The organism is Pontixanthobacter aestiaquae (assembly GCF_009827455.1).
GTDB classification, from domain to species: Bacteria; Pseudomonadota; Alphaproteobacteria; order Sphingomonadales; family Sphingomonadaceae; genus Pontixanthobacter; species Pontixanthobacter aestiaquae.
Window position 1 is genome coordinate 2,515,263 of record NZ_WTYZ01000001.1, and the last position, 25,120, is coordinate 2,540,382.

General features: G+C 57.1%; 27 protein-coding genes. 13 read left to right on the plus strand and 14 right to left on the minus strand.

The annotated features are described in order from the left end of the window. The first annotated feature begins 2 nt into the window (after nt 1-2). From GRI35_RS11995 to GRI35_RS12010, 4 genes are read left to right on the plus strand one after another with little or no spacing between them, the layout of a single operon-like run. Nucleotides 3-872, plus strand: coding sequence for a F0F1 ATP synthase subunit gamma (locus GRI35_RS11995; protein WP_160614374.1), 870 nt, complete (start codon nt 3-5; stop codon nt 870-872). Continuing rightward, nucleotides 869-1,183 (plus strand): hypothetical protein, encoded by a 315-nt coding sequence (locus GRI35_RS12000; RefSeq protein WP_160614375.1) that lies wholly within the window; start codon nt 869-871, stop codon nt 1,181-1,183. Before GRI35_RS11995 ends, GRI35_RS12000 begins: the two co-directional genes overlap by 4 nt. Nucleotides 1,184-1,193: 10 nt before the next feature. After that, nucleotides 1,194-2,651 carry a F0F1 ATP synthase subunit beta gene (gene atpD, locus GRI35_RS12005; protein ID WP_160614376.1) on the plus strand — a complete coding sequence of 486 codons (1,458 nt, stop codon included), beginning with the start codon at nt 1,194-1,196 and terminating at the stop codon, nt 2,649-2,651. 5 nt (nt 2,652-2,656) lie between these two features. After that, entirely contained in the window at nt 2,657-2,914 is a 258-nt protein-coding gene (locus tag GRI35_RS12010; RefSeq protein ID WP_160614377.1) for an ATP synthase F1 subunit epsilon, read from the plus strand. A 53-nt stretch (nt 2,915-2,967) separates the two neighbouring features. Here the strand turns inward: GRI35_RS12010 and GRI35_RS12015 are convergent, their stop codons facing one another. Next, complete coding sequence (locus tag GRI35_RS12015) at nt 2,968-3,330, minus strand: hypothetical protein (RefSeq protein WP_160614378.1); 363 nt, start codon at nt 3,328-3,330, stop codon at nt 2,968-2,970. Between the two features lie 194 nt (nt 3,331-3,524). Between GRI35_RS12015 and GRI35_RS12020 the strand changes: the two genes are divergently transcribed. After that, complete coding sequence (locus GRI35_RS12020; protein ID WP_328598441.1) at nt 3,525-5,687, plus strand: prolyl oligopeptidase family serine peptidase; 2,163 nt, start codon at nt 3,525-3,527, stop codon at nt 5,685-5,687. A gap of 198 nt (nt 5,688-5,885) precedes the next feature. Next, a complete protein-coding gene (locus GRI35_RS12025; RefSeq protein WP_160614379.1) occupies nt 5,886-6,125 on the plus strand; it encodes a DUF1153 domain-containing protein in 240 nt (79 codons plus the stop codon). Nucleotides 6,126-6,189: 64 nt separating this feature from the next. Here the strand turns inward: GRI35_RS12025 and GRI35_RS12030 are convergent, their stop codons facing one another. Further along, nucleotides 6,190-6,468, minus strand: coding sequence for an HNH endonuclease (locus tag GRI35_RS12030; protein ID WP_160614380.1), 279 nt, complete (start codon nt 6,466-6,468; stop codon nt 6,190-6,192). A 4-nt stretch (nt 6,469-6,472) separates the two neighbouring features. Then, nucleotides 6,473-7,846, minus strand: coding sequence for a bifunctional UDP-N-acetylglucosamine diphosphorylase/glucosamine-1-phosphate N-acetyltransferase GlmU (gene glmU / locus GRI35_RS12035; RefSeq protein WP_160614381.1), 1,374 nt, complete (start codon nt 7,844-7,846; stop codon nt 6,473-6,475). A 61-nt stretch (nt 7,847-7,907) separates the two neighbouring features. On the opposite strand from glmU, the gene GRI35_RS12040 reads away from it, so the two are divergent. Continuing rightward, nucleotides 7,908-8,600, plus strand: a complete 693-nt coding sequence (locus tag GRI35_RS12040; RefSeq protein ID WP_160614382.1) for an HAD-IA family hydrolase — start codon at nt 7,908-7,910, stop codon at nt 8,598-8,600. Nucleotides 8,601-8,626: 26 nt separating this feature from the next. Here the strand turns inward: GRI35_RS12040 and GRI35_RS12045 are convergent, their stop codons facing one another. After that, nucleotides 8,627-9,838, minus strand: a complete 1,212-nt coding sequence (locus GRI35_RS12045; RefSeq protein ID WP_160614383.1) for a choice-of-anchor tandem repeat GloVer-containing protein — start codon at nt 9,836-9,838, stop codon at nt 8,627-8,629. Between the two features lie 504 nt (nt 9,839-10,342). Between GRI35_RS12045 and GRI35_RS12050 the strand changes: the two genes are divergently transcribed. Next, on the plus strand, nt 10,343-11,278 hold the full coding sequence (locus tag GRI35_RS12050) for an SDR family NAD(P)-dependent oxidoreductase (protein ID WP_160614384.1): 936 nt from the start codon (nt 10,343-10,345) through the stop codon (nt 11,276-11,278). Between the two features lie 83 nt (nt 11,279-11,361). Next, nucleotides 11,362-12,504 (plus strand): hypothetical protein, encoded by a 1,143-nt coding sequence (locus GRI35_RS12055; RefSeq protein WP_160614385.1) that lies wholly within the window; start codon nt 11,362-11,364, stop codon nt 12,502-12,504. Nucleotides 12,505-12,573: 69 nt separating this feature from the next. Here GRI35_RS12055 and GRI35_RS12060 read toward each other — a convergent pair whose 3' ends face one another. From GRI35_RS12060 to GRI35_RS12075, 4 genes are read right to left on the minus strand one after another with little or no spacing between them, the layout of a single operon-like run. Beyond that, on the minus strand, nt 12,574-12,933 hold the full coding sequence (locus GRI35_RS12060; RefSeq protein ID WP_160614386.1) for a DUF2794 domain-containing protein: 360 nt from the start codon (nt 12,931-12,933) through the stop codon (nt 12,574-12,576). Beyond that, complete coding sequence (gene epsC, locus GRI35_RS12065; RefSeq protein ID WP_160614387.1) at nt 12,933-13,637, minus strand: serine O-acetyltransferase EpsC; 705 nt, start codon at nt 13,635-13,637, stop codon at nt 12,933-12,935. The genes GRI35_RS12060 and epsC overlap by 1 nt, the downstream gene beginning before the upstream one ends. Nucleotides 13,638-13,678: 41 nt before the next feature. Further along, complete coding sequence (locus GRI35_RS12070; RefSeq protein WP_160614388.1) at nt 13,679-14,290, minus strand: P-loop NTPase family protein; 612 nt, start codon at nt 14,288-14,290, stop codon at nt 13,679-13,681. 22 nt (nt 14,291-14,312) lie between these two features. Then, nucleotides 14,313-15,614, minus strand: a complete 1,302-nt coding sequence (locus GRI35_RS12075) for a heavy-metal-associated domain-containing protein (protein ID WP_160614389.1) — start codon at nt 15,612-15,614, stop codon at nt 14,313-14,315. A 71-nt stretch (nt 15,615-15,685) separates the two neighbouring features. On the opposite strand from GRI35_RS12075, the gene purM reads away from it, so the two are divergent. The 3 genes from purM to GRI35_RS12090 are packed head-to-tail and all read left to right on the plus strand — an operon-like array spanning nt 15,686 to nt 18,947. Further along, the gene (gene purM / locus GRI35_RS12080; RefSeq protein ID WP_160614390.1) at nt 15,686-16,792 is read left to right on the plus strand and encodes a phosphoribosylformylglycinamidine cyclo-ligase; all 1,107 of its coding nucleotides are present in this window, start codon (nt 15,686-15,688) and stop codon (nt 16,790-16,792) included. After that, complete coding sequence (purN, locus tag GRI35_RS12085; RefSeq protein WP_268894025.1) at nt 16,785-17,759, plus strand: phosphoribosylglycinamide formyltransferase; 975 nt, start codon at nt 16,785-16,787, stop codon at nt 17,757-17,759. The genes purM and purN overlap by 8 nt, the downstream gene beginning before the upstream one ends. Then, entirely contained in the window at nt 17,760-18,947 is a 1,188-nt protein-coding gene (locus GRI35_RS12090; protein ID WP_160614391.1) for a sulfotransferase family protein, read from the plus strand. Between the two features lie 4 nt (nt 18,948-18,951). Here the strand turns inward: GRI35_RS12090 and GRI35_RS12095 are convergent, their stop codons facing one another. From GRI35_RS12095 to GRI35_RS12120, 6 genes are all read right to left on the minus strand, one after another. Continuing rightward, on the minus strand, nt 18,952-19,203 hold the full coding sequence (locus tag GRI35_RS12095) for a YdcH family protein (RefSeq protein WP_160614392.1): 252 nt from the start codon (nt 19,201-19,203) through the stop codon (nt 18,952-18,954). 152 nt (nt 19,204-19,355) lie between these two features. Next, on the minus strand, nt 19,356-19,778 hold the full coding sequence (ndk, locus tag GRI35_RS12100; RefSeq protein WP_160614393.1) for a nucleoside-diphosphate kinase: 423 nt from the start codon (nt 19,776-19,778) through the stop codon (nt 19,356-19,358). 116 nt (nt 19,779-19,894) lie between these two features. Beyond that, a complete protein-coding gene (locus GRI35_RS12105) occupies nt 19,895-20,395 on the minus strand; it encodes a hypothetical protein (RefSeq protein WP_160614394.1) in 501 nt (166 codons plus the stop codon). A 64-nt stretch (nt 20,396-20,459) separates the two neighbouring features. Further along, on the minus strand, nt 20,460-20,897 hold the full coding sequence (locus GRI35_RS12110) for a DNA polymerase III subunit chi (protein WP_160614395.1): 438 nt from the start codon (nt 20,895-20,897) through the stop codon (nt 20,460-20,462). Further along, entirely contained in the window at nt 20,897-21,052 is a 156-nt protein-coding gene (locus GRI35_RS14020; RefSeq protein WP_160614396.1) for a DUF2256 domain-containing protein, read from the minus strand. Before GRI35_RS14020 ends, GRI35_RS12110 begins: the two co-directional genes overlap by 1 nt. A gap of 45 nt (nt 21,053-21,097) precedes the next feature. Further along, nucleotides 21,098-22,558 carry a leucyl aminopeptidase gene (locus GRI35_RS12120; protein WP_160614397.1) on the minus strand — a complete coding sequence of 487 codons (1,461 nt, stop codon included), beginning with the start codon at nt 22,556-22,558 and terminating at the stop codon, nt 21,098-21,100. A gap of 113 nt (nt 22,559-22,671) precedes the next feature. Here GRI35_RS12120 and GRI35_RS12125 point away from each other — a divergent pair, with 113 nt between their 5' ends. After that, nucleotides 22,672-24,987, plus strand: coding sequence for an LPS-assembly protein LptD (locus GRI35_RS12125; protein WP_160614398.1), 2,316 nt, complete (start codon nt 22,672-22,674; stop codon nt 24,985-24,987). Nucleotides 24,988-25,120 lie beyond the last annotated feature (133 nt).

Sequence of the window (25,120 nt, forward strand, 5' to 3'; positions counted from 1 at the left end):
GAGTGGCATCACTCAAGGAACTCAAGGATCGGATCGGGTCGGTTAAATCGACCCAGAAGATCACCAAGGCCAAGCAAATGGTCGCAGCTGCCAAGCTCCGCAAGGCGCAGGCGGCAGCCGAAGAAGCGCGCCCTTATGCGGAGCGTCTGGCTTCGGTCATGGCCGCGCTTGCCTCCAAGGTGTCGGGCGACGATGCGCCGAAACTGCTCGCGGGCACTGGATCGGACAAGCGCCACCTGCTGGTGGTTGTGAATACCGACAAAGGTCTGTGCGGCGGTTTGAACTCGAACCTCGTTCGTGCTGCCGCTGCCAAGGCTCAAGAGCTTCAGGCGGCTGGCAAGGACGTCGAGTTTTACCTTGTCGGCAAAAAAGGTCGCGCGCCGCTGAAGCGTAACTTCCCGAACCAGATCGGCACGCATTTCGACACCAGCACCGTTCGCTATCCCGGCTTTGAAGAAGCTGCGAAGATCGCTGAAGAGTTGGTCGAAATGTATGAAGCGGGCAAATTCGATATTGCCCACCTTGTTTACCCCACTTTCCAGTCTGCGCTGGTGCAGAACCCGACTATCGACCAGATCATTCCCGTCCCTGCCCCCGCAACCGCCGACGAAAGTGATGCGGTTGTCGAATATGAGCCGGGCGAAGAAGAAATCCTCGAAGAACTGCTGCCACGTTATGTGAAGACGCAGCTGTTCGGCGCATTGCTCGAAATCGCTGCATCCGAACAGGGCGCATCGATGACCGCAATGGACAACGCCACGCGCAATGCGGGCGATCTGATCAACAAACTCACTATCCAGTATAACCGCAGCCGTCAGGCCGCGATTACCACTGAACTCATTGAAATTATTGCAGGAGCCGAGGCATTGTGATGATTGCCTCCGCGATCTTTGCTTACGCAATGGCTTCTGTCCCAGCACCTACGGCGCAAGACTTGGCTAACGCTTGGTACAAAAAGTTGCCTGCTGAAGGGATGGCTCACTGTCCAGCTGTGGGTAGCTTCGAAGCACTCCCCACCCACGATGAGCATGTGTACCGGGTGAATTATGGATTTGTAGGCGAAAATAGCTCTACAGAAATGAAATATACGGCGAAGCTCAAGTTCGAAGAATCGATTTGGGTTTGGCACAGCGGCGATTTCCCTCGCTGTAGCATAATGATTATCGAAAATTCAGAAGGCTAAGGAAAACACCATGGCTACCGCCCCAGTCCTAAACCAATCCACCAACGGCACCATTGCCCAGATCATCGGCGCTGTTGTCGACGTGGCGTTCCCCGGTGAACTGCCCGCAATTCTCTCGGCTCTCGAGACAAAGAACGGCGATCAGACGCTGGTTCTGGAAGTTGCGCAGCACCTTGGTGAGAACACCGTTCGTACCATCGCGATGGACGCAACCGAGGGCCTGACCCGCGGTCAGGAAGTGATCAGCACCGGCGCACAGATTTCTGTGCCCGTTGGCCCGAAAACACTCGGCCGGATCATGAACGTGGTTGGTGAGCCAATCGATATGCTTGGCCCCATCGGCGCCGATCAAACGTCGCCAATTCACGCAGAAGCGCCTCCATTTGTTGACCAGTCCACTGACTCGGCCATTCTGGTGACCGGTATTAAGGTTATCGACCTTCTCGCACCTTACGCAAAGGGCGGTAAGATTGGCCTGTTCGGCGGTGCCGGCGTGGGTAAGACGGTTCTTATTCAGGAACTGATCAACAACATCGCCAAGGGTCACGGCGGCGTGTCCGTGTTCGCCGGTGTGGGTGAGCGTACCCGCGAAGGTAACGACCTTTATCACGAATTCCTCGACGCTGGCGTTATCGCCAAGGATGCTGACGGCGTTGCAACATCGGAAGGCTCCAAGGTTGCTCTCGTCTTCGGTCAGATGAACGAGCCTCCTGGCGCGCGTGCCCGTGTTGCTCTGTCGGGTCTGACAATGGCGGAGTATTTCCGCGACCAAGAAGGTCAGGACGTTTTGTTCTTCGTCGACAATATCTTCCGCTTCACGCAGGCCGGTTCGGAAGTGTCCGCGCTTCTTGGCCGTATTCCTTCGGCGGTGGGCTATCAGCCAACGCTGTCGACCGACATGGGTAACTTGCAAGAGCGTATTACGTCGACAACCAAGGGTTCGATTACTTCGGTTCAGGCCATCTACGTTCCTGCCGATGACCTTACCGACCCTGCGCCAGCAACGTCGTTCGCCCACTTGGACGCGACGACCACGCTGAACCGCGCGATTTCGGAGCTAGGCATTTACCCGGCGGTTGACCCGCTCGATTCTACATCACGCGTCCTCGAGCCGCGCGTTGTTGGTAACGAGCACTATGAAACTGCCCGTAAGGTCCAAGAGACTTTGCAGAAGTACAAATCGCTGCAGGACATCATCGCGATTCTCGGCATGGACGAGCTGTCTGAAGAAGATAAGCTGACCGTCGCCCGGGCGCGTAAGATCCAGAAGTTCCTCTCGCAGCCATTCCACGTTGCGGAAGTCTTCACCGGCATCAGCGGCGTGTTCGTCCAGCTCGAAGATACTGTTGCTTCGTTCAAGGCGGTTGTCGAAGGCGAGTATGATCACCTTCCCGAGCAAGCTTTCTATATGGTTGGCGGCATCGAAGATGTGGTCGCAAAAGCCAAGAAAATGGCCGAGGACGCCTAAGCAACATGGCACTACACTTCGAACTCGTAACGCCGGCCAAGCTGGTCCGCTCGGAAGACGTCCATATGGTCGTCGTGCCCGGCGCGGAAGGTGAGTTTGGTGTGCTGGAGGGCCATGCGCCCTTCATGTCCACCATCCGCGACGGTGTCGTTCAGGTCTTCAAGACCGAAGGCGGCGCAGCGGAAGAAATCGCCATCGAAGGCGGTTTTGCAGAGGTCGGCGAGAATGGCCTCACCGTTTTGGCAGAACGCGTCGAAGGCTAGTGCGTCACTGTAATAATGATTTAGAGGGCGGCCAATTGGCCGCCCTCTTCATCTCAGGCTGCTCTCGATTCTACAGCCAGCCGTGTTCGCCTGAATTCGCCGTCATCCACAGCCATCTCGATTAATTCCGACCATTTGCCGTCGACGTAATCGACAACGCTGGCGTCGATTTCGGCCCGAAACTCGATCAGAATACGGTCTTGGATAATCGAACGGACATAGACTACCGCACTCGGAAAGTCGTCCATTGTTACAGCAAGCGTGTCACCTACAGCCACCCCTAGATCGGCCTGGGTAATCAAGTAAACTGCTTTGATGGTGATATCTATCACGCCGACCCGGTATGGCTTTCCTGCGACAAACAAATCCGCTTGCGGGTAACCGATGTTCTTCTTCAGCTTGCTGTATTCCGTCATAACACATCCGACCTTTCCCAGATTGTACTAACGAAGAACCATTACCAGATCGTTGTATCGAAATCCGACGCGAGCAATCGCGAAACGAAATGGGAGTACCGTTTTTCAGCTCGTCGCGATAATCGAGAAAACGGCTTCACTTTTTGTGCGGCAAACAGCACTAGGTGGCCACAACCTTCACTGGGAGAGGATATTTGAAACTTGTTTCCACACTCGCCATCGCAGCGACTTTCGCAATGACTGCAACGCCTGCATCTGCCAACGACCAAGCATCGGACGCAATGGCTGAAAAAGTCGCCGATGATGGCATTCCCGGCCCTGCCGAAGACCCGTTTATCTGGCTCGAAGAAGCCCGCAGCGAGGAAGCGCTTGCCTGGGTCAGAGCAGAGAACGAACGCACCAATTCGATGCTGGCCACCGATCCACGCTTTGAAAAGTTGAAAGGCGACGCGCTGGCAATCCTCGATAGCGAAGATCGCGTCCCCTATGTCGGCTTTTCGAAATTCGGGCTCGTTAATTTCTGGCAGGACAAGGAAAACCCCAAGGGCATCCTGCGCCGGACAACGCGCGAAAGCTACAAAACCGACGATCCCGAATGGGAAACCATTCTGGACGTCGATGCGTTGGCCGCCGCCGAAGGCAAGGAATGGGTCTATAAGGGCTCGTCATGCCTCCCGCCCGATGGCCGCATGTGCATGATCGCGCTATCCGATGGCGGCAAGGACGCCACAATCATGCGCGAGTTTAATATGGAAACCGGGGAGTTCATCGAAGACGGATTTGAACTGCCCGAAAGCCAAGGCGGTGTAAGCTGGATCGATGAAGACACACTGCTGGTCGGGCGCGACTTTGGCAGCGAGACAATCACCGAAAGTGAATATCCATTCACGGCCCGCATTTGGCAACGCAGCACTGACATTGCGGATGCCGAAGAGATTTTCCGCGGCGATGCGAAGGATGTTTCTGCAGGCGCCTATCTGCTGCGCGATGCGGCGAGCACTGTGCACGCTCGGATGGCCTATCGCGGCCTAAGTTTCCACGAACGTGCGTATTATGTTTGGCATGGTGACGACTGGTTGAAACTGGATATGCCGGCCAAAGCCAATCCCTACGGCATTATCGACGGGCAGATGCTGTTCAGTACTGATGTGGATTGGACCGTGGATGGCCAGACCTTCCCGGCAGACTCGCTGATTGCGATGGATCTGGAGGAATGGAAAACCGATCCCAACGGCGCAGCCAAGACGCTGGTCTGGGCGCCAGAGGAGCGCCAGACCAAACGCGGCGGCGCAATCACCGCGAACAGCCTCTATGTCGGCTTGCTCGACAATGTGCGCGGCCAAGTGCTCAAGTTCGATTATGAGGACGGCGTGTGGCAATCGTCGAAAGTCGACCTGCCCGACAATGCCACGGTCAGCATTGGTGCCTCGTCCAACGAGACCGACGAGATCATGTTCACCGTGACCGACTTCCTGACTCCCACAACGCTATATTATTCGGAAGGTGACAAACCAGAGGTTCTCAAGACCAGCCCGTCACGCTTCGACGCAGACGGCATGGAAGTCGAGCAGCACGAAGCCGTGTCGGCTGACGGCACCAAAATTCCGTATTTCATCGTCAAACCCAAAGGTATGGAACTTGGCGCAAATACGCCAACGCTACTGACAGGCTATGGCGGCTTCCAAGTATCACGTCTGCCGGGCTATCTGGGTTCAGCAGGTAAGCTGTGGGTCGAAAACGGCGGCGCATATGTGCTCGCCAATCTGCGCGGCGGCGGTGAGTTTGGCCCCGAATGGCACCAGACTGCGATCCGCGAGAACAAGCAGCGCACTTGGGATGACTTCATCGCGGTGGCCGATGATCTGGTGAAGCGCGATTACACTGCACCGGAGAATCTTGGTATCCAAGGCGGCTCGCAAGGCGGGTTGCTAGTGGGCACAGCCTTCACCCAGCGGCCTGATCTGTATGGCGCGGCCATCGTCGCGATCCCGCTATTCGATATGCTCCGCTATCACGAGATCGGTCGCGGCGCATCGTGGATCGGTGAATATGGCGACCCGCGCATCCCAGAACAGCGCGCCTGGATCGCAGGATACTCGCCTTATCAGAAGATCGCCCCCGGCGTAGATTATCCCGCGCCGTTCTTCTGGGCCTCGACAGCAGATGATCGCACCCATCCCGCCCATGCCCGCAAGGGCGCGGCAAAGATGAAAGCGCTTGGCCAGCCTTACTACTATTATGAGGATATGACTGGCGGGCATTCGGGGGGCGTCGACAATGAGCAGCGCGCAAAACTGTCTGCGCTGCAATATGTCTATCTCATGCAGCGGTTGAAGGATGACCGGTCGGGCGAATAGGCGACAATCGGTGTTCAAGTCACCAAAAGGCGGTCTCTTGCATATATGCCGGAGGCCGCCTTTTTGATTTTCTGCACCAATGCTCGCCGCTCAACGTTGAACCGCGGCTCACACGCGATGTTCACCATGTTCACCAAGGCCATATTAACGAACGGAGCCAATGATCAGTATTGACGGGGGTCAAGTTGGAGACAGAAGATGGCGTATCCCCGAGACGAGTCCGTAGCCTCCCGCATCAAGCGCGCCGGGCTACCGGAGACGTACAACGTGCACTGGTCCCAGAACCGCAAAGCGGAAGTTGTCCACGCGGTTCGCAGCGATGTGATCAGTCTGGATGAGGCTAGAGGTAAATACTTACTCAGCCGACGCGAATTTGAAACCTGGCAAGATCAATTTGCCGATAGGGTCGCAGACAAAAAAGAACTCGAACTGCACTAAGCGTTGTCCCTGGTTCTAGACGCAAGTGCCTGAACGGCCGCCCGGCCGAAACACGCCAGCCCCCTTATCTAGGCCCCCTGGTTGGCGCGTGAAAGTCGGGCGGTTTTTTCTTTATCCAGCTAACGAATTTGGACAGCGCATCTCGCTCCAACAGCGCATCACGGTCCGCTCCCATGCGCGCCAGTTCGGCATTAGTAAAATTGGCATGGATGGTCCTGTGGCAGATTGGATGGACCGGAACCGTATCGCGGCCTTTCTTCGATTTCGGGATAGTATGATGCCACTGGATGCGTTTGCCGAACGGACGGGTGCATAACCAGCAGGTTTGGTCATCGGCGCTCACCGTATCACTTTTGGCTGTCCTTCTTTGCAGCCGATTTTTGCGCCGCTTTCTTCTTTTTCATCGTATCATGAAAACGGTCGGCCCAGCCAGGTTTGACCATCTGCTCGGCGCGGACCATCCGGAGCTCTCCAGCGGCGACATCACGGCTTACCGCGCTGCCTGCGGCGACGATGGCGTCGGCGCCAATATTCACCGGAGCAATCAGTGCGCTGTTGCTGCCAATGAAGGCGCGCTCACCAATGGTGGTCTGGTGCTTGAAATAGCCGTCATAATTGCAGGTGATCGTTCCTGCGCCAATATTCGCCCCCGCACCTACCGTGGCATCACCAAGATACGTCAGATGGCTAGCCTTAGCACCTTTGCCGAGCGTGGCCTTTTTCATTTCAACGAAGTTACCGATAAAGGCGCCCTCTTCGAGCACTGCGCCCGGACGCAGGCGCGCGTAAGGGCCGACGCTGGTGTGTTCACCCAAAGTCGCGCCTTCGAGGTGGCTGAACGAGCGGATAAGCGCATGGTCAGCGACTTTCACACCCGGGCCAAACACCACATGCGGTTCGATTGTGACATCGCGGCCTAGCTCGGTATCCCAGCTGAAGAACACCGTATCCGGCGCTTTCATCGAGACGCCCGCTGCCATCGCTTCCTCGCGTCTGAATTGCTGCCATTGCGCTTCTGCCTGAGCCAGCTCTGCGCGCGAATTAATACCGGCGACTTCATCAGGGCTGGTTTCTACCGCAACGACCTTGCTTCCCTCTGCAATCGCTTTGGTCGCAACGTCGGGCAAATAATATTCGCCCTGCGCATTATCATTACCCACGCCGTCGAGCAGTCGCCAGATATCTTTGCTGTGCGCAATGATGACGCCCGAATTGCACAGGTCGCAGGCACGCTCATCTTCATTTGCGTCTTTATGCTCGACCATTTTGGAAACAATGCCGTCATCCGAGGCGATGATCCGGCCATAGGCGAGCGTGTCCGCGGGCCGGAAGCCCAGCACTGCCACTTTGGTCGCGTCATCCACGGCATCACACAGCTTGCGCACGGTTTCTGCTTTGACCATCGGACAGTCGCCGAAGCAGACCATCACGAGCCCCTCGAAACCGGACAAGGCGTCTTTCGCCATCAGCGCAGCATGGGCCGTTCCGAGCTGCGGCTCCTGCAAAGCCACGGTCACATTGCGGTCAGTCACCGCATCACGCAGCTGCTCATGCCGGTCGCCCGCGACCACCACTGTGTGTTCCGGCGACAGTTCCTCAAAACTGTCGAGCAGGTGAAACAGCATCGGCTTGCCACCAATCGGGTGGAGCACCTTGTGCAAATCGGATTTCATGCGGGTGCCTTTGCCCGCGGCGAGAATGACGGCTGCGAATTTGTTCATAGCAGCCCCAATGCCACCAATTGCTTGCAGATTGAAGAACGTTCCGCCACGCAGCGCATCTATGAGCGATTTTCCCTTTAGCGCCGTCGGTTTCGACCTCGACGGCACGCTTCTTGATACACATCAGGATCTCGGCGCGGCAGTAAATCATGCATTGGTGACGGGCGGGTTCAAACCGGTTCCGGTGGGTAGCTCAAAAGACCTGATCGGCGGAGGGGCGAAGATGATGCTTTCCAAGGCTGTGGATGAGCAAGGGGGCATGGAGCGCGATGCATTCCACGCGCTCTACAAGCAGATGTTGGACTATTATTCCGAGCACAACGCCGTGCATTCGCAACCCTACCCCGGTATGATCGAAACACTGGACGAACTCGCAGCGCGCGACGTCAAAATCGCTGTCGTGACCAACAAGTTCGAAAGCTTCGCCAAAAGCATACTGGAGCAGCTCGGCCTGTCCGATCGTTTCGTCACCATCATTGGCGGCGACACGATGGGCAAAGATGCCGACGGCAAGCAGCGCGCCAAACCCGCCCCCGATCCCATCTACGAAGCCCGGAAGCGCTGCGGAGGCGGATCATTCGCGTTCGTGGGCGACAGTTCCTACGACGTTAACGCCGCGAAAGCCGCAGGCGTACCGGTTATCGCATGTGCCTATGGCTATTGCGACAAACCCCCGCACGAATTGGGCGCAGATGCTGTGGTGGAGACGGCGGGTGAGTTGATTGGTGCTTTGGCTGACCTGAGTAGTCGTTGAACCCAGTCGTACATAGGTGACAAAGGTTAGGGAGCTGTCATCTTAAAAATTGTGCCCGCTCCCGTCCTTGGACCAGTAGCACCGAGCCTATTGTTATCAAGCGTAGTGCCGTAAAAATTGCCATCGCTTGCCAAAAGCAGTCCGCCCCATGGGTAGCCGGGCTTTCCAGTTATGTTGTCGAAGTGAAAAATTGTCTCTTTCTTGCCTTGGACGGAAATTCGAAATAGCGTTCCGCTCTCAAGCGAATCGCGCTCTCCACCATGACGGGTAGCTCCGTAAAGCTTGTTATCTGGTCCCAGAACTAGTCTGCGTGCCGGGGAAAAACCGTCAATTTTGGCACCAACATTTCGCCCATCAATCACCACGATAGTACCAGTATTGACCGAAAATTGGTACAATGAAGAATAGTCGCCGGCTTCGGTTATACGAAAGATGGTACCACAACCCAAGGTGAACGAGCAGGTTCCAGTCCCTCCAGCTTCAGTTGTGCCATAAAACGCACCATCTGGCCCTTTTGTCAAAGTGGTGATCGGCGAGACACCATCGGAAATATCACCATTCACTCGGCCACTGCCGAATCTGTGTAGGACCGTAACCTGGCCCTGCGGCGTCATTCGGAAGATTGTCCCGCACCCAACGACTTGCAGATTGTTTCCGCAATCCGGCAAACCGCCAATACCTGTAGCACCGTAGAAGTTTCCATCGTCCCCTTCTCTAAGCTCGCCCTTTGGTACAGCGCCATCTCCTTCGAAGCGCGGAAAGGCATAAAGAACTGTGTGTTCTCCGGAGGTTGAAAGCCGAAAAATAGTACCGCATCCATCTTCAGAGGCGACACATGGGTTACCACCACCCTGCCCAGTCGTTCCGTATAGAAACCCATCGCTTGCGAGCATTAATCCGTATTCGGGATTGTGACCTTGTGCGTCGCTTTGTCCGAATTCATGCAAGAGTGTGTGATTGCCGTTTAGGTCCACTCTGAAAGCGGTACCTCTTAGAAAGCGCCCACCAATAATTGTCACTCCATAGAGCGCACCATCACCTCCTTGGACTAGCTGCCCAACCGGATTCGCTCCATCGTTCGCTCCATTTTGGAAACGATACAATACAGAATAGTCCCCATTTGGCGTCAGCTTGTAGATAGTGCCGAAACCATCACCTCCTTGGAGCGTGGTTCCATAGAAACTGCCATCACTTGCCTCTATTGGAGCCTCGTGAGGACGAGCTCCATCGCGCGGCATAACCGAAAAGACATGAAGAAAAGAAACGTCGGCTCTATCGGCTGATTGAGATGGCGTGGGGGTTGGAGTTGGGGATGGAGTTGGAGTTGGGGTTGGAGTCGGGGTTGGCCCACCTCCGACAGTTGGTGGCGTGTTATTGCCACTACTACCACCGCCACCACAACCAAGCAGAGCGAGAAAAATAATTGGAGCCAGCGGACGCCAGATATTTGTCAATGTGACCTCGTGTTTTGGAATATCTACAGTGCCGCTTCCTCTTAGACAGGAAACTTCAATTTACTCAATGTCCTTTGCGAGGTTACGAACGAACGCGCGCCTCTTGAATTTGCCACGGCAATATCAAAACAGGTCACTCCCCGCCACTGATTCGCCGCAATGCCCCCGCATAACGCTACGGCATAGCGGTTCGGCTTGTTCGCAGTTGCAACATGCTGCGGAACATGCCAATCCATCTTCACGTTTACGGCAACGTAAAGTTACAGAATTTAAATTGGAGAGAATTTCATGACCATTTCATTCAAGGATCGCGTCGCAATCGTAACCGGCGCTGGCGGCGGTTTGGGCCGCGAATATGCGCTGGAATTGGCACGCCGCGGTGCGAAAGTTGTGGTCAATGACCTCGGCGGCGCACGCGACGGCACCGGTACATCGGACGCCGCCGCGCAGGTCGTGGAAGAAATCGAAAAGGCTGGCGGCGAAGCGATCGCCAACGGCTGTTCGGTTACCGAATATGACCAAATGGAAAAGATGGTCGCTGACGCCAAGCAAAAATGGGGCGGCGTCCATGTGCTGATCAACAATGCAGGCATTCTGCGCGACAAAAGCTTCGCGAAAATGACTCCGGACGATTTCGAGCTGGTAGTTAAAGTCCACCTGCTGGGTTCGGCCTATGCCACCAAAGCATGCTGGGAAACTTTCCGCGAGCAGGCCTATGGCCGTATCTTGATGACCACCAGCTCGACCGGCCTGTTCGGTAACTTTGGCCAAGCCAACTATGGTGCAGCGAAGCTGGGCCTCGCTGGTCTGACCAAGACGCTCAACCTCGAAGGCGCGAAATACAACATCCGTTGTAACTCGCTGTCACCGGTCGCCGGCACCCGCATGACTGAAGACCTCTTCCCCGAAGAAGCCTTCAAGCTGTTCTCGCCCGAGAATGTTGCTCCGGCAGCGCTGTATCTCGTCAGCGAAGATGCACCGACCAATCAGATCGTTGGTGCAGGCGCAGGCGGTTTCCACAGCGCATGGGTAACCATGAACGACGCCGTTTGGCTGAAAGACGGTGAGCGCACGGTCGAAGGCTTCGCGGCACGTTGGGACGACATCAATAGTATGACCAATCTGCAGGCCCCGCAGTCGGGCAGCGAGCAGAGCGGTGCGATCCTGAAAGCCATGCAGGAAGTACTCGGCGCGGACGCAGCGCCTTCCAGCGCACGCGGTTAAGCAGAGAGGGAAACCATTCTTTCACTGTATTGACACAGTAATACACTCGGCGTATTCCTGTCCTCTCAGGGAGGAATACGCCGATGTATAGCCAAGAAGAAATCAACTCAGCGGTCGATGCCGGTGTGTTGAGCGAGGACGCGGCCAAAGGCCTGCGCGCGCATGTCGTGAGCCTGCGCGAACGGCCCGTAACCGACGAGGAGCATTTCCGCCTCGTCAGTAGTTTCAATGATATATTTGTGGCGATAGGTGTGGTCATCATGCTGTTCGCTGTAGGTGCTATTGGGCAAGCTATCGGGAATGCGATGTTCCCGGTTAGCTTAGAGGATTACGGCACCCGTTGGCGGAATGATTTTGCTCAGCTGATGTTCGGTGGTGCACTGATTGCAGGCACAGCTTGGGCTCTGGCAGAGATGTTCACGCGCAAGCGGCGCATGGCTTTGCCTAGCATCATCTTGCTGCTTGCGTTCGTAGGGGCCACGCTGGCCACCGCATTCGGCCTGGGCGGGACAATCATCGGCGATCCGGTTGGCAACGACCAATCGGACACAGTCATGCCAGTCATCGCCGCCATATCCGGTCTATTTGCAGCAGGCGGGGCCTGGCTTCATTGGCGGCGCTTTGCGGTTCCGATAACGATAGCAGCCGGTGCGGGAACGGTGGCGATTGCGCTGATCGCCACAGCTATCGCCATCATCGTCGGCACGATGGAAGTCGAGGCAGAGGATCAGGTGTTCAAAATCCTGTTTACGCTTATGTTCATCGCTGGCTTGGCGATCTTCGCATGGGCCATGCGGTGGGATATCAGCGACCGCACGCGCGAGACACGCCGCGCCGATGTTGCCTTCTGGCTGCATCTGCTCGCCGCGCCGATGATAGCGCATCCGGTATTTTATGCGCTGGGCGTTACCGAAGGCAATATGGTCGGTATCGCAGGGGCCATTGGGGTTATCGCGGTCTACTTTGTATTTGGCATTGTGGCGTTGGCGATCGACCGGCGCGCGCTGCTCGTATCGGCGCTGGTCTATGTGCTGATCGCGCTGACATGGTTGTTTGACCGCTTCGGCGCGGTGGAACTGAACTTCGCCCTGACCGCACTGGTTATCGGCTCTGCTTTGCTCACATTGTCGGCATTCTGGACCCCGATCCGCCAGATCATTGTCGGCGGACTACCGGAGAATCTTCAGGACAAGTTACCCGTTTCGGCAGTCGCTGCACCGGGCTGATTTAGCCGTTGATCTCACAGGATACCCCGCGCATGATCTGCGCGGGGTTTTCTATTGGGGCAGTCTAACTTAATCGTCGATAGATTTGACGAGCCGGCGCTCAATCGGTGCCAGCACTCCAGACAGTTCGTGCCCCCGTTTTAACACTTGGCCATGCTCACCGAATAGCGTCCACATGCCTTGCTTGTTCCGCAGCGCAGGCCGTTTCTCTATCCGGGCTTGAGGCTTCTCGGCGGCACGCTTGAAAGCGTCGAACATCGCGCAGTCTTTGGTGAAGCCCATCGCATAATCGCGCCATTCTCCGGCTGCGACCATTCGACCATAGATATCGAGGATGCGTTGCATTTCCTCCCGTGCAAACGCCACCTGCGCAGGCGGGCGTCCGGGAAATGCGATAATTCTGTCGGGAGTATCCGGAATGGACGCCATCAGTCACCGGTTCCGCTACGCGGCACCGGTTCTTCGGTATCCGATTTCATAGCAGCAAGTTCTGCCTTCATCAGTGCGACTTGCTTCTCAAGCTCGCCGATCCGGCCAGTGCCGCTTTCAATGGCTTCCTCGCACGGCTCATCGCACGGTGTGCCGTAAGGGATGAAGTCCTTGACCCATTCTTCCGCTGGAACCAGCGTAGAACGCGCCTTGAGACCAATCATCGTTGCGCCTTCTGGTACGTCGTCGGTTACGACCGCATTCGCGCCAATACGCGCGCGCGGTCCAACAGTGATGGGGCCGATAACTTGCGCGCCCGATCCGATAATTACATTATCCTGGATGGTGGGGTGACGCTTACCACCGACACCATTGGTCGGGTTGGTTCCACCCAAAGTGACACATTGGTAGATCGTGACATTGTCACCGATTTCGGCAGTTTCGCCGACAACAGTAAAGCCGTGATCAATGAAGAAGTTTTTGCCGATAGTCGCGCCAGGGTGGATATCGATCGCGGTAAGAAAGCGCGAGAAATGGTTGACAAGCCGGGCCAGAAAATAGAGCCGCGCATCAAACAGCCAATGCGCAATCCTGTGGAACCCGAGCGCCAACACACCCGGGTAGAAGAGAACTTCCCAGCGGGATCGCGGAGCGGGATCGCGGGCACGGATCGAGTCCAGATATTTGGTCAAACTACCGAACATGGTTCGATTCTCCCATCATTCTCAGCCGGATGCAAGTTGCCTCAGAAAAGGCGGGCTTGCTCTGGCCCCTGCACTGCCTCCAGCGCGTCACGCCAGATGCCTTGCGTTGCTGGTGCTTTACGTTCGAGGCTCAGTCGATCAATCGCCATCACAAGGCGTTCAATCGCGGCAAAGCTCCGCTCGGCACGCGGTACGAGATAGGTAAGCGCGCCCTCGCCCAACGCAAGGCCGCGCTGCATAGCAATGCTTTCAATCAAAGAAGCCGCCATGTCATCATCGGGCGTGCCAATGGTCAGATGCAGGGCTGCGCCCAAGCGCGAACGCAGGTCGGGCAGTTCGATTTCCCATTTCTCCGCATCGCTGATGAGCAACAGCGGTCGCCCTTCTTCCTGTGCGCGGTTCCACCGGTGGAATAGATCAGTCTCATCCAGCGCATCCGCGCCATCAATTGTGTCACCGGCATCTTGCGCAGCGAACCACCGACCTAGGATCGACTTTCCTGAGCGCTCTTCTCCGGTCAGGATCGCAGTCTTGAACGGCCAGGCGTCTGGATTGCGCAGTACCTCGATTGCCTTCTGGTTGGCATTGCCCACCACAATCCGCTCAGGATCGGCAGCGCGCTTATGCGACAGAGGCAGGGCAATTTGCGACATATCAGCGCTGGCGTAGCAGGTTTTAGCGGCGGATCGCGAGTGCGTTTGCACCCTGATTAACGGTGAAGCCGCGCGCCCGCAGGGCAGCTGCCAATGCGCCAATGTCGCCAGCATAGCTGACATTCATCACCGAAGTTCCACCAATTGCCAAACTGCTGGTCGCAGCACCCCGGACACCCGGTGTCGCGCGAACCGCTGCCAAAGTGGCATCAATTGCACCGGCATCCGGGCTGGCGAATTGGACGACATAGCTAGACACAACAGCTGCGGCTGGTGCAGCCGGTGTTGGTGTAGACGGCGTAGCGGCGGTAGCTGTATCGGTTTCACCAGCCGCCGCAGCCGCAGCGGCTGCTTGCTCCTGCGCCCGCGCCGCGCGGCCAATCTCGATCAAGCGTTGAAGAACCGGATCAGTACCGCTCAGGCTGACATTTAGCGTCGGATTCGGGCGCAGCTTGCCATCGGCCATAGCTTGCTCGAAAATGTCATCGAAACGGCCGACTGCCTCGACAAGCATATCGGGCACGCCGCTGTGGCTGTCAGCCTCAAGGGTGAAACTGTCGAGATAGACATTGTCAGGCCCGTAGCGCGCAGTGAAAGTGCCTTGGACCGGACCGCCGGGATATCGGTAATCGAGCCGTGCAATCGGCATGAGTACGTCCGCCGCTTCAAATTCGTCGAGAATATTGCGCCACCATATCCGGCTGCGGCGACCAGTTTGGCCAAATGTCAGAAGGAGGGAGTCTCCGCCAGCGCCCGAAGGCCGCACATAGTTTACGCGGCTCGAACCGGCCTGGTACTCCGCCCAAGCGCGCTGCCACGGATTGCGCTGCTCATACACCAGCTCTGATCCGCCGCTGATGGTCACGGGAATAAGCAGCATCGGTGCCGATTGAGACCTTCGCGCATTGCCGCCAAGATAACGGGCCGCCCGGACACGGTCGAAAATCACACCCAAAGTAGCGATATAGCGCTTGCCGCCAATGCTCTCGCGCTCGATCACGACCGCTGAAACCAGCGATTGGAGTTGCGAATCGGGCATCTGCGGCCCGCCCAATGTCGCCCATGCATCGCGCTGCGCCTGCCGCCAGCCCTTCTCGCGGGCTGCCTCCGCACTCTCGTCGCGAACATCGACTTTAATCCCGCTGACATCCAGATCGCTGCTGCTGACAACCGCCGCAATGCCGCGATCACCCTCTACCTGAGCAACCAAAACACGGCTCAACAGCATCGCGCACACCAATGCAGCCAGTACCGCAGAGGTCTGGAGCAGAGCGCGCCAATTGAAATGGCGCGAAGGGGTCAAAGAGGCGTTTGCATGGGCCATCGGGGAAAACTCGGCGCCTTTTGCCCAAACACACGTGGAAATCCAAGCGCGAATGACTAAAGCCTGTGGTCATGTCGTCAGAAAATGAATCCACAGAGAGCTATACCTACGCCAAAGCTGGCGTTTCTATTGATGCTGGCAACGCATTGGTGAAGGCCATTGGGCCGTTAGTGAAGGTCACCGCGCGGCCCGGAGCGGATTCGGAGATTGGCGGATTTGGCGGGTTCTTCGACCCGAAAGCCGCTGGCTACAAAGACCCACTACTGGTCGCAGCAAATGATGGTGTCGGGACCAAGCTGAAACTCGCGATTGATTTCGACCGGCATGATAGCGTCGGCATCGATCTGGTCGCGATGTGCGTCAACGACCTTATCGTTCAGGGCGCGGAACCACTGTTTTTTCTGGACTATTTCGCGACGGGCAAGCTGGAAACCGGCGTCGCCGAGCGTGTCGTCGCGGGCATTGCAGGCGGTTGCACCGAATCCGGCTGCGCATTGATCGGCGGTGAAACGGCAGAAATGCCGGGCATGTATGGCGAAGGGGATTATGACCTTGCAGGCTTCTGTGTTGGCGCAGTTGAACGCGGTGAGCAATTGACCGGCGACAAAGTCGCGCCGGGTCAGGTGCTGCTCGGCCTCGCCAGTTCAGGTGTCCATTCCAACGGCTATTCACTGGTTAGAAGGCTGGCGGCGGACAAAGGCTGGAAATTGGATGCCCCTGCGCCATTTGATAGCGAGAAACTGCTGATCGACGCGCTGATCGAGCCGACACGAATCTATGTGAAGAGCCTGCTGCCTGCGATTCGCAGCGGCAAGATTGCCGCCTTGGCGCATATTACCGGTGGCGGTTTGCTCGAAAATATCCCGCGCGTTCTGCCCGAAGGCGCACATGCGACAGTTGATGCATCAGCCTGGGAGCAGCCTGCACTGATGGCGTTCCTGCAAGAACAAGGGAACATCGATCCAGCCGAAATGGCGCGTACTTTCAACTGCGGCGTCGGAATGATTTTGGCGGTCGATGCCGATCAGGTCGATAGTGTGACTGCCGAACTCGAGGCCGTAGGAGAGACCGTTCTACAAGTCGGTACGATCGGTGAAGGCCCGCGCGGCTGTACTGTCCACGGCGCGGCGGGCACTTGGTCTTCCACCGACGAGTGGAAGGCCGAACACCTTGCCTGAGAGGGTACCCGAAAAAGCAAAAGTCGCCATCCTGATTTCGGGGACCGGCACCAATATGGCCGCCCTGCTCTTTGCCAGCCGCCTTCCGGATTCAGCATTTGAGATTGTACTGGTCGCCAGCAACAAAACCGATGCCGCCGGGCTCATGCTGGCTTCGGGTGAAGGCATCGGTACCTTTGCGCATTCGCACACAGGTATGGAACGCGCAGAGCACGATGCTTTGATGGAAAAGGCTGTGCTCGATGCGGGTGCTGAATACATCATCCTCGCCGGATATATGCGCATCCTCTCACCGGAATTTACCAAGCGCTGGCACGGTAAGATGCTCAATATCCATCCCTCACTTCTGCCCAAATACCGCGGTCTCGAAACGCATAAGCGCGCCATCGAGGCTGGCGATTCCGTGTCCGGTGCATCCGTCCATCTGGTCTCGAGCGAATTGGACGCGGGCGAAGTCCTCGGCCAGATCGAAGTGAAGATCGGTGCGGGTGACACCCCGGAAACACTGGCAGAACGCGTAAAATTGGCCGAGCATCAACTCTATCCCCGCGTTGTGAACGATTATGTCGGGCGGATATTCGATGCCGATTGGCTTCTCGGCCAAGTCCGAACTCTGGTGATGGATCTGCCCGAAACCGAAGAACGCCCGAGCCATGGCGCGCCGGGCTGGCGCACCGCCGGCAAGAGCGGCAAATATTTCGCCTATTTCAGCGATCAGCATCACGGCGTCGAACATATCGCATTGCTTGCCAAAACCAGTGGGCAGGACGAGATGATGGCCCTGATCGACCGCGACCCGGGCACCTTCTTCAAGCCCGCATTTTACGGCGCCAGCGGATGGATCGGGATTATCCTCAACCGTGCTGGCTGCGATTGGGATCAGGTCGAGCATTGGCTTAAACGCAGTTGGCAAGCGGTCGCGCCGAAACGCCTGACCAAATTGCTCGACGCCGCCGACGAGTTCTAGGTGGCCCCGCCCCGCACCAGCCTCCTCGCCCGTGCGCCGATTGTCGATACGCTCTCGCGCGGTTTGCAGACAGCATGGGATAAAGGCTGGGCGCCGCCAATTCTGCTCGAGCCAGACGTGCTATGGGATCGCGCGACAAACGGGCATGAAGCGAAGGACGAATTCAGCGGACGCAGCGCGGAGGATGCCGCCGATTTCCGCGAACGCCTCGACAAACTGTGCCGCTCACTGAACGAGGAGGCGCGGCTTAACCCGATGGGCCGCGCATTTGCGCATGGTCAACTGGTCAGGTCGATCAAGCAGCGCTTCGCTTTGGGCAAGCTCTGGCGCGATCGGCCAGCGTTACTCAAAACCAAGATCGCCCCTCCGATCATCATAGTCGGTCAGATGCGCGCCGGCACCACGCGTATGCACCGGCTCCTCGCCGCTGACCCTGGCCATTCCGCAACACGGTTTAGCGATAGCTGGCACCCCGTTCCGCGCACGCCCGACTTGCGGCCCGTCTGGAGCGGCGCAGCGCTGATCTTTGCCCGCGCGTTGAACCCGTGGCTGGAGACCATTCACCCGTTCGGCGCGGCGCGCGCAGATGAAGAGCTAGGCTGGCTCGCAGGAGCCTTTGACCATTGTGCATATGAGGCCCAGTGGCACATCCCGAGCTATGTAGCCTTCAGCGAGGCCCGCGATGCGACACCGGTATATCGCGAATTCATCCGCATATTACGCACAGATGCTGCCAGTCACGGCAATGCGGGCAAGCCGCGTGTGATGAAAGTGCCGCAATTCTCCGAGGATTTGACAGAATTGCTCGCACAATTCCCGGAAGCGCGAATTGTGGTCGCCGAACGCGATGCCGAATCCACAATCCGAAGCTCGGTTTCGCTGGTCGCCAACCAGATGGGGATGCAGTCCGATCATATCGATCTTGAAAGAATTGAGACGGAGTGGGCACGCAAAACACGGCTACGCCGATATAGAGCAACCAAGGCACTAGCGGACTTCGGCGGCCGTATTGCACATGTCGATTTCGCGGCACTGGACGCGAATTGGGAGGCTGCGATCAAGACAGTCTATGCTGCGCTTGATATCCCGCTCACGGAGACTGCCTTGGAGGCGATGCGCAGCGAGCAAGATCGTGCGGACAAATCTGCCCACAAAAAGCACCGCGCGCAACTGGACAACGGAACGTAACGGCCTAGCTCGTTTCTCGCGCCGCGTTCACAATCGCCGTAATCTCATCAAGCAACACCAAACGTTCTTTCTTGAGCGTCTCCATCCGTTCGTCCGATGCAGCATCGACTTGCGCTTCAATGCGGTGGATATCGCGATTCACTTTGTGATACTCGTCCGACAAAGTGCTGAAACGCCCTCCGTTCATTTTGAGCCGGTGCAGAATATCGGTATCTTTTGAAAATACCGCACCGAGTTCGTGGGGAGTGTGTGCCATGGGAAGTCCTTTCCGATTATGGCTGTCACAGTCCGCCATTTGGCGCACATATGCTTTGCGCCAGATCAAAAACGCAAAGATATATGAAAAAGCCCCGCCGGATCACTCCGACGGGGCCAAATCTGTTCGGACCAGATGGTCAGAGTGGTCGTTTAGCCGACAATCTCGTCTTCGTTGAAGAAATATGCAATTTCGATAGCGGCGTTTTCGTCGCTATCGCTGCCGTGTACCGAGTTGGCTTCAATGCTTTCGGCGACTTCCTTGCGAATTGTGCCTGGCGCGGCATCGGCCGGATTGGTCGCGCCCATGATGTCACGATTGCGCTGCATCGCGTTTTCGCCTTCGAGCACTTGCACAACGACAGGGCCGCTGATCATGAAATCGACCAGTTCGCCGAAGAACGGACGCTCTTTGTGAACTGCATAGAAGCCTTCGGCTTGCTCTCGCGTCATCTGGATGCGCTTGGATGCGACAACGCGCAGGCCAGCTTCTTCCAGCATCTTGGTGACTTTGCCGGTCAGATTGCGCTTGGTTGCATCAGGTTTGATGATCGAAAATGTGCGGGTAACCGCCATGGGAAATTCCTTGCAATAAATGAGTATTAAACGGGGGTACAATTGTTGCGCGGCCCCGTAGCTGGGAACGCGCATAATCGCAAGTTATCCGTGCAGTCTCCCCGTCGGCGCGCGGCCTATTGTGCGAACTTGTCGCCGATCATCAATTGTCCGTTAGTAGCATCACCATTGGGTGTGGCCATAAAGCTGAACCCGGTTCCGGATTCACTCTCGCCTCCGATCATCGTCATGGCGCCGGTCTTAACCTCTGTCTCGATCTTGATTCCTGCGGCTTCGGCCTGTTTGCGGTAGAACGCGACCATATCCGCAGCCGAGGCATCGCTTGTCATCGACACCATTGCACCTTTGTCGCCCTCGCGGTCGATTATAACATTGTTCAGCACTTCCGCACCCGGGTAAATGCTAAAGCCGCTTGGCAGATCAACCGGAACATCTGCGCCGGTGCGCACTGTAGCTGTTCCGTCCTCGGTTTCCGCAGTAATAGTCGCACCGCCACTATCGGTATCGAGCGTGTAATCGATCTCTTCGCCATCTTCCGTCGTGATGGTGCCGGATCGCTCCGCTCCACAGGCCGAGAGGAGCAATAGTCCGGTTACTGCTGCGATGATGCGCTTCATGGTAATTCCCTCTCCAAAATTTCGATTGGGGATATTTATACAATCGGACCGAGAGAGTCCAAAGTCAGGCCATCTGCGCCCACTTGCCGCCTTCCTGTTTCCAGAAATTGCGTTCCATACCCTCAACGTCACCGAGCGATTTCCAGCAGGCGCGCGCTTCCTGCAGCCGGTCATCGCCGAACAGCAGGAATGCGCGATCAAAGCCATCGGTATCATCGCGCCATTGTCCATCGGCAAGGACAACATACTTGGCCGCATTAGGCGCAGACATTGCATTTGAAAGCAGAACCGGTTGTCGCGCTTCATGCGCCTCACCGGCTTTGCCATGCGCCAGAAACGCCTCAGGCGCGGCCTCCCAAAGTTGCTTGTCTATGCGGTCCAATTGCTCGCCATCATCTGAAACCACCAACAGCTTCTCACCCGCCATCTTGGTCGCACGCGCCAGCAGCGGCACGACCAATTCCGCCGGATCGCGGCTAAGCTGGTAGAAATCGACGCGCATCAGCTCTTGGTCTCGACCTTCGTTCGTTTGCAGCGGTCCGAACAATAGCGAACATTGTCCCAATCGCGTGCCCATTTCTTGCGCCAGTTGAACGGCAGCCCGCACGATGCACAAATCTTGCTCGGCAAATCACCCTTTTTGCGCATCTTGGGCATCTTTAACAGCCTACCGCTTCGCTACTTGAGGCCATAAGACCGCCATTAGCCTTCGCAATTCTCGCGAACGAAATTGTCGATCAGGCGAACGCCATATCCGGTCGCCCCTTTGCCGTGGGTCGGGCCGGGTTTGTCGGACCAAACTGTGCCCGCAATATCGCAGTGCGCCCACGGTGTATCGTTCATGATAAAACGCTGAAGGAATTGCGCAGCTGTAATCGAGCCTGCGCCTTTACCTCCAATATTCTGCATATCCGCGATCGGGCTATCGATTTGCTTGTCATAGGCCGGGCTGAGCGGGAGACGCCAGAGCTTGTCGCCGCTGCTTTTACCTGAGGCCAAAAGCTTGTCGGACAGATCATCATTGTTCGAAAACAGTCCGCCGTGCTCATTGCCGAGCGAGACGATGATTGCGCCGGTCAGCGTGGCAAAATCGACGATTTGCTTCGGTTCAAACTCCGTCTGCGTCCAGTGCAATGCATCGCACAATACCAAGCGGCCCTCGGCATCGGTGTTGAGAATTTCGATGGTTTGGCCAGACATGGATTTCACGACGTCCCCCGGGCGTTGTGCTTTGCCGTCCGGCATGTTTTCGACCAGCCCGACGACGCCGACCACGTTCGCTTTCGCTTTACGCTTCACAATCGCCAGCATTGCGCCCACGACCGCGCCGGAACCGCCCATGTCCCATTTCATATCGCCCATGCCGGGGCCCGGCTTCAGCGAGATACCGCCGGTGTCGAACGTCACGCCTTTGCCCACAAATGCGGTTGGTTTGTCGCCCTTATCACCGCCATTCCAACGGATTGCGAGAATGCGTGAAGGCTGCTCCGAACCGATGCCCACGCCGAGCAACGCGCCCATGCCCAGCTCTTCCATCTGGTCATCATCCAGCACAATCAATTCCGCACCGGTACCAGCGAATTTTTCTTCGCAGCGCTCAACGAAACTGACCGGATAAAGAACATTGGCCGGTTCCGCTACGAGATCGCGTGTGAACTCGACGCCTTCTGCAACCGCCGCCGCGTCTGCCCATGCGGTTTCAGTGCCTTCGGGTGCGCCAACGACGGTCACGCTCTCGAGCGAGATTTTCTGCTCTTCTTTCAGCTTGGTCCGGTACAGATCGTGCCGCCAACCGCGAAGGCGCAGGCCTAGCAAGACCGAAGCAGCAGCGCCACCGTCCAAACCGCTATCCGACAGGTCGAGCACCAGCGAAGTCTCGCCCGATGTCAGATATTTCGTAGTCAGAGCTGCTCCGGCTTTTTCCAGATTGGCCGTCCGCGCATCGTCGTCCGCCTTGCCCGCACCGGCGATAGCCACACGGACAACCGCACCATCACGCTCCACAAAACCTTCAAAACATTGCCCTGCATTGCCTTTGAAGCGCGCAGCTTTGGCGCCTTCAACCAGCGATTTCTCTAGACCGGCAGGTGTCGCGCCTTTATCAGCAATATGCGCTACAAGGCGCGCGTCTGAGGGCTGGGTATCACTAAATTTGAACTGCATGGGATCTCCAAAAACTCTGTTCTGCTACGCATTTAGCGCCTGATTGTGGCTGATGCACGATGGCACCAAGGATTGGAATTGCGATTACGCGCGGGCGGTGCGATAGGCAAGCCATGCCTCCGCTGCCTGACTCGCCGCTACATCAGCTCTTTACACGAGGAATCGTTCCGACAGGTAAGCTGGCGGGCATCGCCGCTGCATTGTCACTAGGCACAGCAAGCACAGCTTATGCTCAAGATGAGGCTGCAATGGCGCCGGATGTCGTCGAACCCGCAGACAAGTCCGAAACACCCATCGGCGCGCCGTCAAATCCGACAGCCGCCGGACGAGAGATCGATTTTGAAGCCAATGAGCTGGCGTATGATTCAGAGAATGATATCGTTACGGCTTCGGGCAACGTCATTCTGCGTAGCGAGGACCAGTCGGTTCGCGCGCAACAAGTCACGTGGAATCGCAGGACGGGCCAAATCGTTGCATCGGGCGATGTTCGCTTCGTCGATGAAGAAGGCAACCAGCTTTACACCAGCCGGATCGAGCTGACCGACAAATTCGAAGCAGGCGCAATGGAAGAATTGCTTCTCGCTCTGCGCGAAGGCGGGCGATTGGCAGCGCGCGGCGGTGCGCGGCAGGACGATGGGTCGATTATCCTGACCGATGCAGCCTATAGCGCTTGCGCCGTCGTCGATCCGGAGAATTGCAATAAAGACCCGAGTTGGCGGATCACCGCAGACCGCGTCACCTATTCGCCAAAAGACAGCCAGATCCGCTTCAAAGGTGCCTATCTGGAACTCTTCGGCGCACGCCTGCTGCCCCTACCCGGCCTTGCCATCCGTGCAGACGGAGCCGCCGTTTCGGGCGTCACGGTGCCCAATCTGCGTGTGTCGGAATCCAACGGTGTCGAGGTTCAAGCGGGATATTACTGGCGGCTGGCCGACAATAAGGATCTGACGGCGGAAGCCTATGTCTTTTCCGAAGCCCCGCCGATGGTGTCTGCACAATGGCGGCATCTGACCGACAAGGGCGCGTACCAGATCACTGGTTATGCAACCAGCAGTCGCCGGATCGGTATTCTTGGCGATGCGCCCACCGCACAGAATGATCTGCGCGGTTATGTTTTTGCCAACGGCAAATTCCAGTTCACGCCCAAATGGAGCGTCACCGGATCGGTCCGGCTTGCGACCGACCGCACTTTCCTGCGCCGGTATGATATCAGCCGCGAGGACCGTCTGCGCTCGACCGTTAACGTAGAGCGGATTTCGGACACATCCTATTTCTCTCTCGCCGGATGGGCGACGCAAACGCTGCGGGTGAATGCAGAGCAAGGCCAAGTGCCATTTGCCCTTCCTGTGCTCGATTATCGTAAGAGATTTACTGACCCGACCGGGCTCGGCGGGACGCTTGAGCTTCAGGCCAACACGCTCGCGATAACCCGCAATGAAGGTCAAAATACCCAGCGCGCTTTCGCCGGTGCGCGCTGGGATTTGCGCAAGCTGACCAATCTCGGCCAGGTTGTAACACTCACCGGCTTGGTGCGCGGTGATGTCTATCATAGCGACAACAATAATCTGACCGAGACCGCTGTTTATCGCGGCAATCCGGGTTGGCAGACACGCGGTATCGCGCTGGGCGCAATCGATATGCAGTGGCCTTTCGTGGGCGAAGCCCTCGGCGGAACACAGGTATTCACACCGCGAGTCCAGATCGTCGCCAGCCCGCCAATCCGCAATCTCGCTGTTCCCAATGAAGACGCCCGCGCGATTGATCTTGAGGATTCCAACCTCTTCGCGCTCAATCGTTTCCCCGGATATGACAGGGTCGAGGACGGGGTCCGCGTCACGTATGGCTTCGATTGGGAATTACAGCGCCCCGGCTGGCGCGCCAAGGCAACCTTCGGGCAATCTTACCGCCTGGACAAAGATCAGGACATACTGGTCGATGGGACTGGCTTGAGCGAGCGCGTGTCCGACTTCGTTGGGCGGACCGAAGTCCGCTATCGCAACTTCCTTCAACTCACGCACCGCTACCGATTGGACAAAGACAATTTCGCCGTCCGCCGGAACGAATTTGACGCGACTGTGGGCACCAAGCGTACTTATGCCGAAATCGGCTATCTACGCCTCAACCGCGATATCGCGGCGGGGATCGAAGATTTGCAGGACCGTGAAGAGCTACGCGTCGCAACACGCGTCGCGTTTGCGAAATATTGGTCCCTTTTCGGCTCCGGTGTTATCAACCTGACCAATTTTGACGAGGATCCGACATTGACCTCGGACGGTTTCGAGCCTGTGCGTACCCGGCTCGGTGTCGCCTATCAGGACGACTGTCTCGAAATGGGCTTAACTTGGCGGCGCGATTATGTGTCCTCGGGCGATGCCCAGCGCGGTAACACATTCCAGTTCTATTTCTCGCTGCGAAATCTCGGATTCTAAGTTGGCAAGCGCGTCACCTGATATCGTGCGCCATGTCATTGGCAACGCGCCGCAAACCGGCTATCCGGCGCAGCAATACCTTAGGTCACTCATGTTTGGTTAAGCCAGATTGTGGTCCAACCGATAGAACCCA